This is a genomic window from Mesorhizobium sp. M1078 (genome assembly GCF_040318615.1).
In the GTDB taxonomy this organism is placed as follows: Bacteria; Pseudomonadota; Alphaproteobacteria; order Rhizobiales; family Rhizobiaceae; genus Mesorhizobium.
Genome location: NZ_JAMYMP010000034.1, coordinates 25,729 through 39,646 on the forward strand (window position 1 = coordinate 25,729; position 13,918 = coordinate 39,646).

Annotated in this window: 12 protein-coding genes; 6 read left to right on the plus strand and 6 right to left on the minus strand. The window is 62.0% G+C overall.

What is annotated here, in order from left to right; translation table 11 throughout:
- Positions 1–145 precede the first annotated feature (145 nt).
- A complete protein-coding gene (locus tag NKH38_RS27765) occupies positions 146–1,441 on the plus strand; it encodes a Mur ligase family protein (protein WP_023729062.1) in 1,296 nt (431 codons plus the stop codon).
- A gap of 85 nt (positions 1,442–1,526) precedes the next feature.
- Complete coding sequence (locus NKH38_RS27770) at positions 1,527–2,822, plus strand: Mur ligase family protein (protein ID WP_352764542.1); 1,296 nt, start codon at positions 1,527–1,529, stop codon at positions 2,820–2,822.
- Positions 2,823–2,843: 21 nt separating this feature from the next.
- Here the strand turns inward: NKH38_RS27770 and NKH38_RS27775 are convergent, their stop codons facing one another.
- The 3 genes from NKH38_RS27775 to NKH38_RS27785 form a co-directional block, all read right to left on the minus strand.
- Entirely contained in the window at positions 2,844–3,689 is an 846-nt protein-coding gene (locus tag NKH38_RS27775; protein ID WP_352764540.1) for an SH3 domain-containing protein, read from the minus strand.
- A gap of 275 nt (positions 3,690–3,964) precedes the next feature.
- Positions 3,965–5,251 (minus strand): NAD(P)/FAD-dependent oxidoreductase, encoded by a 1,287-nt coding sequence (locus NKH38_RS27780; protein ID WP_352764538.1) that lies wholly within the window; start codon positions 5,249–5,251, stop codon positions 3,965–3,967.
- A gap of 127 nt (positions 5,252–5,378) precedes the next feature.
- A complete protein-coding gene (locus NKH38_RS27785) occupies positions 5,379–6,815 on the minus strand; it encodes a glutamine synthetase family protein (protein WP_023669313.1) in 1,437 nt (478 codons plus the stop codon).
- A gap of 147 nt (positions 6,816–6,962) precedes the next feature.
- On the opposite strand from NKH38_RS27785, the gene NKH38_RS27790 reads away from it, so the two are divergent.
- Positions 6,963–7,670 (plus strand): HAD family hydrolase, encoded by a 708-nt coding sequence (locus NKH38_RS27790; RefSeq protein ID WP_352764536.1) that lies wholly within the window; start codon positions 6,963–6,965, stop codon positions 7,668–7,670.
- A gap of 30 nt (positions 7,671–7,700) precedes the next feature.
- Here NKH38_RS27790 and NKH38_RS27795 read toward each other — a convergent pair whose 3' ends face one another.
- The 3 genes from NKH38_RS27795 to aceA all read right to left on the minus strand — a co-directional run bounded on the left by NKH38_RS27795 (position 7,701) and on the right by aceA (position 10,023).
- Positions 7,701–8,162, minus strand: coding sequence for a response regulator (locus tag NKH38_RS27795; protein WP_023669317.1), 462 nt, complete (start codon positions 8,160–8,162; stop codon positions 7,701–7,703).
- Between the two features lie 276 nt (positions 8,163–8,438).
- Complete coding sequence (locus tag NKH38_RS27800) at positions 8,439–8,681, minus strand: SMc00767 family acetate metabolism repressor (RefSeq protein WP_023669318.1); 243 nt, start codon at positions 8,679–8,681, stop codon at positions 8,439–8,441.
- Between the two features lie 52 nt (positions 8,682–8,733).
- A complete protein-coding gene (gene aceA, locus NKH38_RS27805) occupies positions 8,734–10,023 on the minus strand; it encodes an isocitrate lyase (protein WP_023681876.1) in 1,290 nt (429 codons plus the stop codon).
- Positions 10,024–10,272: 249 nt separating this feature from the next.
- Between aceA and NKH38_RS27810 the strand changes: the two genes are divergently transcribed.
- From NKH38_RS27810 to NKH38_RS27820, 3 genes are all read left to right on the plus strand, one after another.
- On the plus strand, positions 10,273–11,700 hold the full coding sequence (locus NKH38_RS27810; protein ID WP_352764533.1) for a helix-turn-helix domain-containing protein: 1,428 nt from the start codon (positions 10,273–10,275) through the stop codon (positions 11,698–11,700).
- Positions 11,701–11,849: 149 nt separating this feature from the next.
- The gene (locus NKH38_RS27815) at positions 11,850–12,749 is read left to right on the plus strand and encodes a DUF2167 domain-containing protein (protein ID WP_031244436.1); all 900 of its coding nucleotides are present in this window, start codon (positions 11,850–11,852) and stop codon (positions 12,747–12,749) included.
- A gap of 161 nt (positions 12,750–12,910) precedes the next feature.
- The gene (locus NKH38_RS27820) at positions 12,911–13,864 is read left to right on the plus strand and encodes a DMT family transporter (RefSeq protein ID WP_352764530.1); all 954 of its coding nucleotides are present in this window, start codon (positions 12,911–12,913) and stop codon (positions 13,862–13,864) included.
- Positions 13,865–13,918 lie beyond the last annotated feature (54 nt).

A 13,918-nucleotide genomic window follows, 5' to 3' on the forward strand; every position in this document is an offset into this window, starting at 1 on the left:
TGGCAGACAGAGCAATGTCGGCAAGAGTTCGCATCGGTGCGCCGGCCGGCCGAGGAACGAACAGTTGACGTCGTCACGCCGGACCCCAGTTTGACTTCTCGATCCCCCGAAAGGCATAACGGATCGTGGATAGTGTTGGCGGGTGATGAAGATCAGGCAGCAGAAAAGTCGCTACGATCTGGGATGGCGGCTGCGGCTTTACCTGGCCAAGCGTGCGCGGGCGCGAAGCAAGGCAATTTTCATCGGTGTTACCGGAAGCTCCGGCAAGACGACGGCGGGAAGCCTGCTTGGACACATCCTGGCTGGCCAGGGTTCGGTCCACACACAGGTTCTGGCCAACACTATGAAACTGTTGGTCTCGACCCTATCCAGGCGAATGGGAAAGGGCGGCAAAACCGACTACGTCGTCTTCGAGGCTGCTGCATTCGGCCCGGATACAATGAAGCCCATGGCCGAGTTGCTTCGCCCCGACGTGGCTGTTGTCACAATGGTCCGGCTGGAGCATCGGGCCAGTTTCAAGACTGTGGAAAACGTCGCTCGAGAAAAGAGCGCCCTAGTCGCGGCGCTGGAGCCGGGCGGCTTCGCGATGCTCAATGCCGATGACCCTCTTGTGATGGGCATGGCCTCGGCGAGCTATTGCCGTTCCGTCACATTCGGCACATCGGAGCAGGCGGATTATCGCGTCAGCGATATCGAGGCAGCCTATCCCAAGCCGTTGCGGTTCTCGCTCCACTGGCGCGGCGGTGTGCTCGATATCGAGACGTCGTTCCCCGGCCAGCATTTCTGGCTGCCGACGTCAGCGGCGGTTGCATCCGCTCTTGAACTGGGCGTGCCTGCGCAGATGGTCAAGGACAGAACCGCGACGTTCCAGCCTCTGGAAAATCGCGGCCAGGTGCTCGTCCCCGCGGGCGGCCCCCACTTCATCGTGGATGCCGCAAAGGCGCCCTGGCATTCGCTGAGCCTTGCCTTCGACATGGTAGCCGGATCGACATTCGGGCGAAAACGTATCGTTCTTGGCCAGCTATCGGATTTTTCCGGCTCGAATAACAGATATGCCCAAGCCTACAGCAGCGCGCGCGAGATTGCAGACCAGGTGATTTATGCCGGCGATCATGCCCATCGCTCCAAGGCGAACCAGGCAGATCGCGACAGCGGCCGCTTCATCGAATTGCGCACGGCCAGGGAAGTGTCGGACTACATCGCCCAAACCGCGCAGCCTGACGAGTTGATCCTGCTCAAGAGCTCGTCCAATCTGCACCTCGAGCGTGTCGCTCTTGCCTGGACCCACGACGTCCAGTGCTGGGTTTCGGTATGCGGCAAGACCGAGGGATGCGAGCAATGCGGCCTCTATGAAGTGCCGTTTGAGCAGCACCGTGAGTTTGTGGCGCAGAGAAAATCGAAGCGCCGCAAGCACAGACTGCTGCGGCTCCTCGGCCGCTAGAATCTTTGGCTGAAGCACGCCAGCGCCCGTTTGACTCTGGAACTTGGCACGACGCATATTAGGCTGGGCTAAAAGCTGGCGGGGTGTGAAACTGGAATTGCTGAAAATTCGCAAGGACTTGGGCTGGGCGCTGCGACGGCTGCAGGCGCGCTGGGTGCGGGCGCGTAACAAAGCGACGTTCATCGGCATTACCGGCAGCTCCGGCAAATCCACATCCACCAGCCTGCTTGCACACATACTGGCCGCCCAAGGCAAGGTGCATCTACAGGCCCAGGCCAATACAATGCCTGCGCTCATCCGAACGCTTTACAAGCGCCTGAGGAAGGCCGGCAAAGTCGATTACGTCGTTTTCGAAGCCGGCGCTTCCGACTTCGGCACGATCAGCGCCATGGCGCAGATGCTGAAGCCGAGTGTGGCGGTGGTTACGATGATCCGTCTGGAGCATTTCGGCAAGTTCAAGACTCTGGAAGCTGTGGCGGGAGAGAAGCGGGCGCTGGTCGGGGCACTCCAACCTGATGGACTTGCGGTTCTCAATTGCGATGACCCACTGGTGATCGGCATGGCGTCTGGCGCGAAATGCCGGATTGCGACCTTCGGCCAGTCCGGCGAGGCAGACTACCGCGTGAGTGACGTGCATGCCGCGTATCCGGAATTGCTGCGGTTCACCCTTCATTGGCGCGGTGGCAGCCTGAATATTCAAGCGCCTTTTCCCGGCGAGCAATTCTGGCTGCCGACTGCAGCGGCCATGGCCGCCGCCTTGGAACTTGGCGTCCCGCCAGAGCAAGTCGTAGCAAGAACGGCATCGTTTGCACCACTGCCCAACCGCTCTACGGTGCAAGAGGTATCCGCGGGTCCGAAATTCCTGGTCGATACGGCCAAAGCGCCCTGGCATTCGCTCAACATTGCTCTGGAGATGATTGCAAAGGCCAAGGCCGCTCGCAAGCGCATTGTGCTTGGGCAGATATCCGACTACGCCGGCTCGTCGAGGAAATACGGCAGTGCGTACAAGATCGCTCGCGAAATCGCCGATGAGGTCATCTACACGGGCGGCAATGCGCATCGCTCGCGCGCCAGCCAGGCCGACCGCGACAGCGGCCGTTTCATTGAGCTTCGCACTGCCAAGGAAGTTTCGGATCACATCAAACAGACGGCAGTCCCAGGAGAACTGATTCTGCTGAAAAGTTCGTCCAACCTTCATCTGGAAAGGATCGCGCTCGCCTGGACGCACGATGTGAAATGCTGGACCCCGCTATGCGGCAGGTCAGAAAGCTGCCAAATGTGCGGCCTCTATGAGGTGCCGTTCGAGGAACACCGGGATTTCCTGGCGAAGCGCAAACTTGCTCGCAGGAGACACCGTTTCAGGTGGTTGCTCGGCGGCTGACCAGATCTGGCGGCTTGTGTCTCAAGCCCCGGTCTTGATGTAGCTCTTGTAGATCCAGCCGCGCTTGCCGTTGTAGACGATCTGGCACCATTTCTTGCAACTCACCACCTGCACCGACGACTTGGCGGGCACGGTGCCCATGGCGGCGGCGTTTTTCTGCGGACCGCTGCGCATTGTCACCGTCCTGAGGATGCGTCCGGTGCCGGCGGCAGCAGCCACCTTCTGTGGCTTGGCCTTGGCCTGGGTATCGTTCGTTGCGGCGGAAGATTGCTCGTCTGGAAGTTGCGGTTTTGGCGTCGGTATGGCGGCGGTTTCCGCGTCGTCGTCATTGGCGGGAGCAGCGACCTTTGACAACTGCGTCGTGGCGTCGCCCTGGGCCGCCGGTTCTTCGAATGCCGCGGCATCGGACGGTTTGGCGGCAGCCTGCTCGGTAGGCGCCTGATCGGATGGCGTCGCGGCAGGGTCGCTGTTGGATTGCGGCGCAGTCCAGCGCGGATCGTTGGCCGACAGCGGCGGCATCGCAGCCCCACCCACAGCGACCGTCGATGAAACCGCGTCGCCCTTGCGCGCGGCTTGTGGCGCCGCTACCGCGGTAGCCGTCGCCGCGACCGGGGCAATCTTGGTCGTCTTGACCGGAAAAGTCGGAACGTTCTGCTGTGTGCTGGCGATCGCTTGCCGGTCGTTGGCCGGCAATGCCAGCCAAAGCGCTATGCCCGCCACACCAAGCAGCGCTGCGGTGCCGACCGCGGCGATCACCAGATGCGAATTCGTGCGCACCCCCTGCCAGAAGGAGGGCCGCATGTCATAACCGAATTGCATGGCGAAGCGCCGACGTTCCGGCGCGCCGAAACTGAAGGGCTCGTTCACTCTTGCCACCTCCAAAAGATGAGCCGGTGTTCTTTCGATCGGCGCCGGCAGCCCGGCATTCGATCGGCATCGGTCCCAACAACAAAGCGGGCAGGCCCGCAGAAATCCCCGTTCAATCGCCCAGAACCGGCATCCTTTGCCCTTGATTGTGGCATCAGTGCGCCCTCAGGGGAATTGTGCGCTCTTGTTAAGGATTCTGCAACGTCTCGCTGCGGCAACCAACAGCTCAATAGAATCAGCTCAGTACCAGCCATGGCTGATATGAGATACTTTCCCTATATTCGGTCCCTCAGGGCAAACCAGTTCAGTGCCAAGAACAATAATGGCGTTCTAAATCGCCGGCCGCCGGGAAAAGCCGGGATGTTCAGGTCCTCGATCAGCTTCAGTCTGTCGCGGTTGCCGGCGACGGTCTGGGCATAGAGCTTGCCGAAGAAGTTCGACAGCATCACGCCGTGGCCGGAATAGCCTCCGGCCGAGATCACATTGGGCATCACCTCGCGCACGAACGGTTTCCTGGGCATGGTGATGCCGACATAGCCGCCCCAGCCATGGGTGATCTCGACATCGCTCAGTTCCGGATAAAGCTCGGCTATCTGCCGGCGGATATGGACATGGATGTCCTTCGGATCGTTGACGCCATAGACCTCGCGCCCGCCGAACAGCAGCCTTCCATCCCTGGATTTGCGGAAATAACGCACGACGAAACGCGAATCGTCGACCGCCTCGCCGCCCGGCAGCACTTTCGAATCGACGCCCAGCGGCACCGTCGCGCCGATGAAGGAACCGATGGGCATGATGTGCGCGGCACTCACCGGCTCGAGCGTGCCGCCATAGGCATTTACACCGATCAGGCATTTCTGGGCGGTGATGGTTCCTCTCGAAGTCGTCACCCTGACCTTGCCGCCGCTGGAGGTAACACCGGTCGATAGTGTCTGCTCGAACAGTTGCGCGCCGGCCGCTGCCGCCACCTTTGCCGTGCCGATCACCAGCTTCATCGGGTGGATGTGTCCGGTGCCGGTGTCGCGGGTGCCGCCGAAGTAGCGTGTGGAGCCCAGCCGTTCGGCCGTTTCCCTGGCATCCATGAAGGCGATGTGCGGATAATTGAAGCGGCCGGCCATGATCTCGGCATGTGCCTTGTAGTCGTCGAGATAACGCGGCTTGTGCGCCACGGACAACTGGCCCGGCATATAGTCGATGTCGATCTGGTTGACGGCGGCGAATTCGAGCAGGTGCGCTTTCGCCTCTTCGGCAAGGTCGAACAGCGCCTTGGCGCGGGAGAAGCCGTATTCGGCCTCCATCTCTTCGGCCCAGGCGCGCTGGCCCGTGCCGAGCTGGCCGCCATTGCGCCCTGAAGCGCCGTCGCCGAAGCGATGCGCTTCGATCAGAACGACGTCGGCTCCCGCCTTGGCCAAATGAGCGGCCGCCGACAGCCCGGTGAAGCCACCGCCGACGACGACGACGTCGCAGCTGCGGTCGCCGTCCAGGGCAGGGTACTCAGCGCGTGGTCCGGCTGTGTCTTCGTACCAGGAGCGACCGGGGGAGATAGGTGATTGGTAAGGCATGGGGACACCAGCCAATGGTGAATGGTGAATGGTGAATGGCTGCGAGACGCACGTCGTCTGCGCTCATCCATCCAATATGAAACTACTCAGCATTCACTATTCACCATTCACACGACGAAGTCGCCGCTCACACGTTGAGCAACAGATACTCCCGCTCCCACGGGCTGATCACTTCCATGAAGGTCTCGAACTCCGCCCGCTTGATCGCTGCATAGGTTGCGGCAAAGGACTTGCCCAAAAGGGCGCACAGCTCCTCGTCGCCCTCGAACAGGTCGACGGCTTCGAGCAGGCCGCGCGGCAGGTCGATCTCATCGGCGTTTGCGGTGGTCAGCACCGGAGGCTCGGCCTTGATCTTGTTGGTGATGCCGATCAGCCCGCAGGCAAGTGAGGCCGCCAGCGCCAGATAGGGGTTGGCGTCGGAAGACGGGATGCGGTTTTCGACACGCCGCGCCGCCGGATCCGAGCGCGGCACGCGGAACGCCGTGGTGCGGTTGTCATAGCCCCATTTGTTGTTGACCGGCGCCGAGGCCGACTGCGTCAGCCGGCGGTAGGAATTGACGTAAGGGGCAAACATCACCAGCGCGTTCGGCACATGCTTCTGCATGCCGCCGATGAAATGGAAGAAGTCGTCGGTTTCCGAGCCGTCCTTCGCCGAAAAGATATTCAGCCCGGTCTTCTTGTCGATGATCGACTGGTGGATGTGCATGGCAGAACCTGGCTGGCCCTGGATCGGCTTGGCCATGAAGGTGGCATAGATCTCATGCTTCAGCGCTGCCTCGCGGATGGTGCGTTTGAACATGAACACCTGGTCGGCGAGCTCGACCGGATCGCCGTGACGCAGATTGATCTCGAGCTGGCCGGCGCCTTCCTCGTGGATCAGCGTGTCGATCTCCAGGCCCTGGCTTTCGGAGAAATGGTAGATGTCGTCGATCAGTTCGTCGAACTCGTTGACGCCGGCGATCGAATAGCCGGCGCCGCCGCCGATTGCCCGTCCGGAACGCCCGACGGGTGGGGTCAGCGGATAATCGGGGTCGGGGTTCTTGCGCACCAGATAGAATTCGATCTCGGGCGCCACCACCGGCTTCAGCCCGCGCTTGTCGTAGGCTGCTACCACGCGCTTCAGGACGTTGCGCGGCGTGAACTCGACCGAACGGCCATCCTGATGGACGAGGTCGCAGATGACGGCGGCCGTCGGGTCTTCTTCCCACGGCACCACGGTCAACGTCGACAGATCCGGCATCAGCTTCAGGTCGCCATCATCCTCCGGATAGTGGAAACCGTTGCCGTCCTCGGGATAGCCGCCCGAAATCGTCGTCATGAACACTGCCGATGGCAGCGCCAGCGAGGTGTTGGAAGTGAATTTCTTCGACGGCATCATCTTGCCGCGCGCGACGCCAGCCTGATCAGGCGTGATGCATTCTATGTCTTCGATGCCGCGCCATTCCAGCCAAGCGCTGACTTCCTTCCAGTTCTTCACGCCGCGTTGATTTTTCACGAAGGCAGGCGTTCGGACGCGTCCTCCGCGGGTCGACGGACGGACTTCCTTTTTCGCAGGCGGCATCATTCACCAGTTTGGGTTGCAATTATCACAGTATAGCTGTTGCCGGTGATGGAAGGGAAGGGGAGCTGCCTGTCTTCGCCTTCCTGGTTGAAAATCGCGCCACGCAGATTAGGGTCAACCTCCCGCAGATCGAGCAGCAGAAGACACCGTATGCCAGGCAAATTGACCACGATCGGCTTCGACGCCGACGATACCCTATGGCAGAACGAACAGTTCTTCCGCCTGACCGAGAAGCATTTTGCAACCCTACTCGCCGACCATGGCGAGGCCGAGCACATTTCGGCACGGCTGCTGGAGGCCGAGAAGCGCAACCTTGCCGTCTACGGCTTCGGCATCAAGGGCTTTACCTTGTCGATGATCGAGACGGCAATACAAGTGACCGAGGGCCGTGTGCCGGGGTCGACCATCGCCGAAATCCTTGCCGCCGGCCGCGACATGCTGGGACATCCGGTCGAGGCTTTGCCGCATGCGCGTGAGACCGTGGAAAGGCTCGCCGGCGCCTACCATCTGGTGCTGATCACCAAGGGCGATCTGTTCGACCAGGAGCGGAAGCTGGCGGCGTCCGGCCTTGGCGACCTGTTCGATGCCGTCGAGATCGTCAGCGACAAGAGCGCCGCCACCTATGCCAGGATCTTTGGCCGTCACGGCAGCCCGCAGACCAGCATGATGGTCGGCAATTCGCTCAAGTCGGACGTGGTGCCGGCCATCGAGGCCGGCAGCTGGGGTGTGTATGTGCCGCACGAGCTGACCTGGGTGCTCGAACACGTCGAGCCGCCGGTCGAGGCACCGCGTTTTCGTCAGCTTGTCGATCTTGGCGAACTGCCGGCTTTGATCGAGAGCATCGGCAAGGAACGCTGACCGCCCCGCACGTGTTCGGGCGGATTGCGATCAGCCGCGCCCGAGGCTGATCAGCCGGTCGACCACCGGCTGCAGCCTTTCGGTGGTGATCGGCTTGGTTACCACCACATCGACCACGCTCGACAGGCCCAGGCTGTCGGGCGTGCCGGTCTTGGTTGAAAGCAGGATCACCTTGGGGAGCGACCGCCCAGATGTCCGCCGCAAGGCGTCGATGGCCGCCATTAGCGCGCGGCAGTCCTCGTTGTCGGGGCCGCCATCGAGAACGACGGCGCCCGGAATGAGGGTTCGCAATGTCTTGGCCGCCATTTCGGGCGACTCGGAGATCGGCTTCAGTCCGGACTTCTCGACGATCTTCGACACCACCACCCGGTTGATCGGCGATTTTCCAACGACCAGCACGTGGGAGAAATCCGTTGATATCTCGGAGTTCGCGTCCCTGCTTGACGAATTCAGATGTTTGGCGGTGTCGGTCTCGCGGTTCACAGGGCACATGGGCGGGGCGGGCACTCGGCGCTGCTTCAATGCAGGGTTGAAATCCGAGAGCCAATTGGCGTGAGATCGCCCGCCATGTCAAGCTGAAATGACGGACCTGCGAAATATAGCCGGAAATATTAAACCTCGGAGACAAGGTCTGTTTTCGAACTGTAGTTAAGTTTACGCTCAAAAGCGAAAGTCACCCGCGCTGAAAACCCGCGGGTGACGTTGAAATCGGCCAGTGAGCGACGGGGCCCATAGGTTCCACAAGCACAAAGCTTCCGTAAGGGAAGATCAGCCGTGACTCTTCTGCGTGACGATCACCGGGATCAGCAGGTCGCCCCAATTGCCGTCGCCGCCATGATGCCGGGCCGAGCGCACCAGTTCCACCGAGACGCCGGCCTCCACTGCCTTCATCACCGATTGATTGAGCCGGTGCAGGTCGTTGGCCAGCATGCGGATGGTCGCCTGTTGGTCGACACTCATCGTGGTGGACTGTTCTTCTGCACGTTCCTTGACGCGGCTTATCGATGCCATTTTCTTCTCCCTTGCCCTTCGGGCGTTTCCTCTGTTGGATATGTCGATCGGTTCATTCCGCTGCCGGCTTGAACTGGACGTGCTCGGTCGATTCATGCATGGCGGTGGTCGACGACTGGCCGCCGCTAATTGCCATCGACACGGCGTCGAAATAGCCGGTGCCGACCTCGCGCTGGTGCTTGGTCGCGGTGTAGCCGTGGACTTCGGCCGCGAACTCGGCTTCCTGCAACTCGGAATAGGCCGCCATCTGCCGCGCCTTGTAGCCGCGGGCCAGCTCGAACATGCCGAAATTGAGCTGGTGGAACCCGGCCAATGTGATGAACTGGAACTTGTAGCCCATGGCGCCGAGCTCGCGCTGGAACTTGGCGATCGTCGCGTCGTCGAGGTTCTTCTTCCAGTTGAACGACGGCGAGCAATTATAGGCGAGCAGCTTGCCCGGATGATGCCTGCGCACGCCTTCGGCGAATTTCTTGGCCTGCGCCAGATCGGGCTTGGATGTTTCGCACCAGATCAGGTCGGCATGCGGCGCATAGGCAATGGCGCGCGCGATGCACGGTTCGATGCCGTTCCTGACCTGGTAGAAGCCTTCAACCGTGCGGCCGGCATCGTAGTCGACGAAAGGCTGGTCGCGCTCGTCAATGTCGGAGGTCAGAAGCTTTGCCGCTTCCGCATCGGTGCGTGCCACGACTAGCGTCGGCGTGCCCATCACGTCGGCCGCCAGACGCGCCGCGTTGAGGTTGCGGATATGCGCGGCGGTCGGGATCAGCACTTTGCCGCCGAGATGGCCGCACTTCTTCTCAGAGGCCAGCTGGTCCTCATAGTGGACGCCGGCAGCGCCGGCCTCGATGAACGCCTTCATGATCTCGAAGGCGTTGAGCGGTCCGCCGAAGCCGGCCTCGGCATCGGCGACGATCGGCGCGAACCAGGTGTCGACCGACAGGCCGTTGCCTTCCGAGGTCTCGATCTGATCGGCGCGCTGCAGCGTGCGGTTGATGCGCTTGACCAGTTCGGGCGCCGCATTGGCGGGATAGAGCGACTGGTCCGGATACATGGCCGACGCGGTGTTGGCGTCGGCGGCGACCTGCCACCCCGAAAGATAGATTGCCTTCAGCCCGGCACGCACCTGCTGCATCGCCTGGTTGCCCGACATGGCGCCGAGTGCATTGACGAAGTCTTCCTCGTGGATGAGCTTCCACAGCCGGTTGGCGCCCATTTCGGCAAGACTCTGGCGTATCTGGACCGACCCGCGCAGCCGCTTCACATCGTCGGGCGAATAGGCTCGTTCGATGCCGTCGAAGCGGCCTTCGGGCGCGGATGGGACAAGATTGTAAAAATCAGTCATTGGTCACTCCAGATCAATCGATGCCAGTGTCTTGAAACGCCGCGCCCTGGGATGGTGTGCGTCGTCTGTGTGTGACATCATTTACATTGCGCCGCGACGAGAGCGAGGAAAACCGCCATTTCCGGTAGAAAATAAGAGAAAACCTGTGTTGTGTTTGACTGCTTGCCGCTGTAAATCTGTCATGATTGTAAAAAGATGGTGCGCCGTTCATCGCTCGCAAGTCGTGTAAATTCCTGTCAAGGAAAGCCGATGGCCGACCAGAAGATATTCGCCGGGCCGCGCATCCGCCGCATCCGCATCGCCAAAGGCCTGACCCAGACGGCGATGGCCGAGGGGCTCGGCATCTCGCCGTCCTATCTCAACCTGATCGAGCGCAACCAGCGGCCGCTGACGGTGCAACTGATCCTGAAGCTGGCCTCTGTCTACAAGGTCGACCCGCATGAATTGCAGGGTGAGGCGAGAGGGTCGATCTCGGCCTTGAAGGAAGTGTTCGGCGACCCGCTGCTTGCCGGTGAGCTGCCGGGCGACCAGGAACTGATCGAACTGGCCGAGGCAGCCCCCAACGCATCGGCTGCGATGATAAAACTGTTTCGCGCTTACCGCGAGCAGGCCGAGCGGCTGTCCGATCTCAACGAGCTTCTGGCGCGCGAGGGCCGCGCCACGGCGCTGTCCGGTGCGCGGCTGCCGATCGACGAAGTGCACGAGATTTTCGAGCGCCGGCCGAACCATTTTGCAGCACTGGAGGAAGAGGCCGAGGCCTTCACCTCGATGCTCGACCCCGGCGACGATCTGTTCGGCGCGCTGAAGGCGTGGCTGAAGCGCGAGTATGGCATCGTCGTCAAGGTTCTGCCGGTCGCCACCATGCCAAACTGGCGCCGCCGTTATGACCGTCATTCGCAGCGTCTTTTTCTATCGGAGCGGCTGTCGCCGTTCGACCAGTTGCGCGAAGTCGCCATGGAGGCCTGCCTGATCCGCATGACGGTCGCGATCGCCGGCGAAATTCAGGCGCTGAAGCTCGGTACGGACGAAGCCCGCCGGCTCGCCCGCTTCGAGTTCGGCCGCTACGCCGCCCATGCCTTGATGATGCCCTATCAGGCCTTTCATGCCGCCGCCGTGCGGGCTCGTTACGACATCGATGTGCTGCGCTCGCGTTTCGGCGTCTCCTTCGAACAGGCGGCGAACCGCCTGACCATGCTGCAGCGTCCTGGCTTGACCGGAGTGCCGTTCTTCATGCTCGAGGTCGACAATGCCGGCAACCGCTTCCGCAAGGTCGGCGGCCAGGGCTTTCCGCAAAGCCGCTTTGGCGGCGGCTGCCCGAAACTGCCGGTCCATGCCGCTTTCGCTTCGCCTGGCCAGATCCTGGTCGAGGCGGTGGAAATGCCCGACGGCGCCGAGTTCCTCTGCATCGCACGCACGCTCGAGGGGCCGCAGGGTTCGTTCTCCGAGCGCCCCCGCCGCACCGCGCTGCTGTTGGGCTGCGATATCGGCTTTCGCGACGAGAGCGTCTATGGCGCCGGGCTGCCGGCAAAGGCCGGACAGGGCGCCGCCACGCCGGTCGGTCCCGCTTGCCGGCTGTGCGAACGCATCGGCTGCCTCGCCCGCGCCGAGCCGCCGGTGACCCGTCCGCTGGGCCTGGACGAGATGGCGACGGGCCTGAGCGCCTTCGATTTCCAGTGATGCTTCTCGGGCTGGAGGTCGCGGAAGACCGCAGCTGTTTGCGCTAAGCAATAGAGCGCGGCCCGAACCATCGCCGAACCAAATATTGATTAAGCATCGGCGCTGCGCTATCGAAGGTGAGCTGCAGGGCAGCCAAGGGGGGATGGCTTATGAACAGGAAAGCTTTGTGGCTTGGCGTGGCGCTTGCCCTTTTGGCGGGGCCTGTTCTGGCAGAAAAATCCTCGGAATTCTTCAAGGACTATCAACAGTATAGTGACGACGGCAAGGCATTCCTGGACAAGATCGATCCAAAGACCGGCGCGGTCGACCTTCCCGAAGGCATCCATCTCGATCTCAAGGACAAGTTCTATTTTCTGGGCAAGAAGGACGCGACGTCCGTCCTGACCGAGGCCTGGGGCAATCCGCCTGATACCGCGTCCGAAGCAATCGGCATGATCTTCCCGGCCAAGTACGAGCCCATCGCCGGCAACGGTTGGGGCATCGAATTGCGCTATGAAAAGATCGGCCATGTCGATGACGCCGACGCCGCATCCATCGACTACACCGAATTGCTGAGCAGCATGCAGGCGGACACATTGTCGGCCAACGATCAGCGGGTGAAGGACGGCTTTCCCCCGATCAAGCTGATCGGCTGGGCCTCGCCGCCGGTCTATGATTTCGTCCACAAGCGGCTGCACTGGGCCAAGGAGCTGCAGTTCGGAGACGATACCGTCCACACGCTCAATTACGACGTCCGTTTCCTCGGCCGGGAAGGCGTCTTCGTGATGAGCTACATCGCTACGGTCGAACAATTGCCGGAGATCAAGCAGAGCCTGGACGAAGTGCTGGGCGTGGCGGACTTCAACACCGGCAAGAAATACACCGATTTTCTGCCCGGCACCGACACGGTCGCCGCGGTTGGCATTGGCGGCCTCATCGCCGGAAAACTCGCGGCAAAGGCCGGCCTGATTGCGGTCGCGCTCATCGCCCTGAAAAAGTTCGGCATTCTGCTGCTGGTACCGTTGGCCGGTCTTTGGCGCTTTATCCGCGGCAACAAGGGCATGTCCTAGAAACGGCGGTGTTTGCCCGTATGGCTGCCGGTTGGCGGTGCGCCAAAGGGAATGCCGGGCTGGATCACGTCCGGCGGTAGCCTATGCGCTAGGCGAATACGGCACGTTTCTGTCGTCCATTGTGCATCATGCCGCCCCGAGATAGCCGACAGTCGCACCCCATGACCGATACCGCATCTTCTGCAATCGCCGCACCGCCGATCGTCTCGCCGCGCGAAGAGCGGGTCGGCTTGCTGCTGGTGTTCCTGTCGGCGCTGATGTGGAGCTTTGGCGGCACCATCGCCCGCTTCATTGACACCGCTGACAGTTGGACGGTGGTGTTCTGGCGCTCGCTGTGGGCGGCTGTGTTCCTGATTTGCTTCATGGCCTGGCGCGACGGCTGGCGCGGCATGTTGCGGCTGTTTCGCGACATGGGCCTGCCCGGCCTTGCCGTGGCCGTCTGTTTCGCCACGGCGTCGACGTGCTTCGTTGTCGCGCTCGCCTACACCACCGTTGCCAATATCCTGTTGATGCAGGCCGGTGTGCCGCTGCTGGCGGCATTGCTTGCCTGGGTGCTGTTTCGCGAACGCGTCGCCGTCGCGACCTGGGTGGCGATCGCCGCCGTCATCGCCGGCGTCGCCATCATGGTGTCGGAATCGCTCGACGGCGCCGTATCGCCCATCGGCGACGGGCTGTCGCTGCTGATTGCCGTCATGTTCTCGATTGCCACCGTCATCACCCGGCGCTTCGCCCATGTGCGCATGACGCCGGCGACGTGCCTCGGCACGATGCTGGCAGCGGCTTTCGCCGCATCGCAAGCCACGCAGTTTGCCACGTCGGCCCACGACATGGCTTTCCTGTTTGCCTTCGGCGTCATCAATCTCGGCCTCGGCCTTGCCTTCTTCGCCACCGGCGCGAGGCTGGTTCCGGCGGCGATCGCAGCACTCCTCGGCACGTTCGAGCCGATCCTCGGACCGATCTGGGTCTGGCTCGTTCATGGCGAGGTGCCCTCGGTGCGCACCATCATCGGCGGCGCGGTGGTGGTCGCCGCGCTGCTCGTCCATATCGCGCTTGAATTCAAGCGCCAGGCGAGGCCTGCACGGCCGGGGACCACCGGCCTGCCATCCCCAAATTGACCCGCCTTTCCCTTGGTTGAGCCCGTCTTCCCTAATTACGCCCGTCTTTCCCCA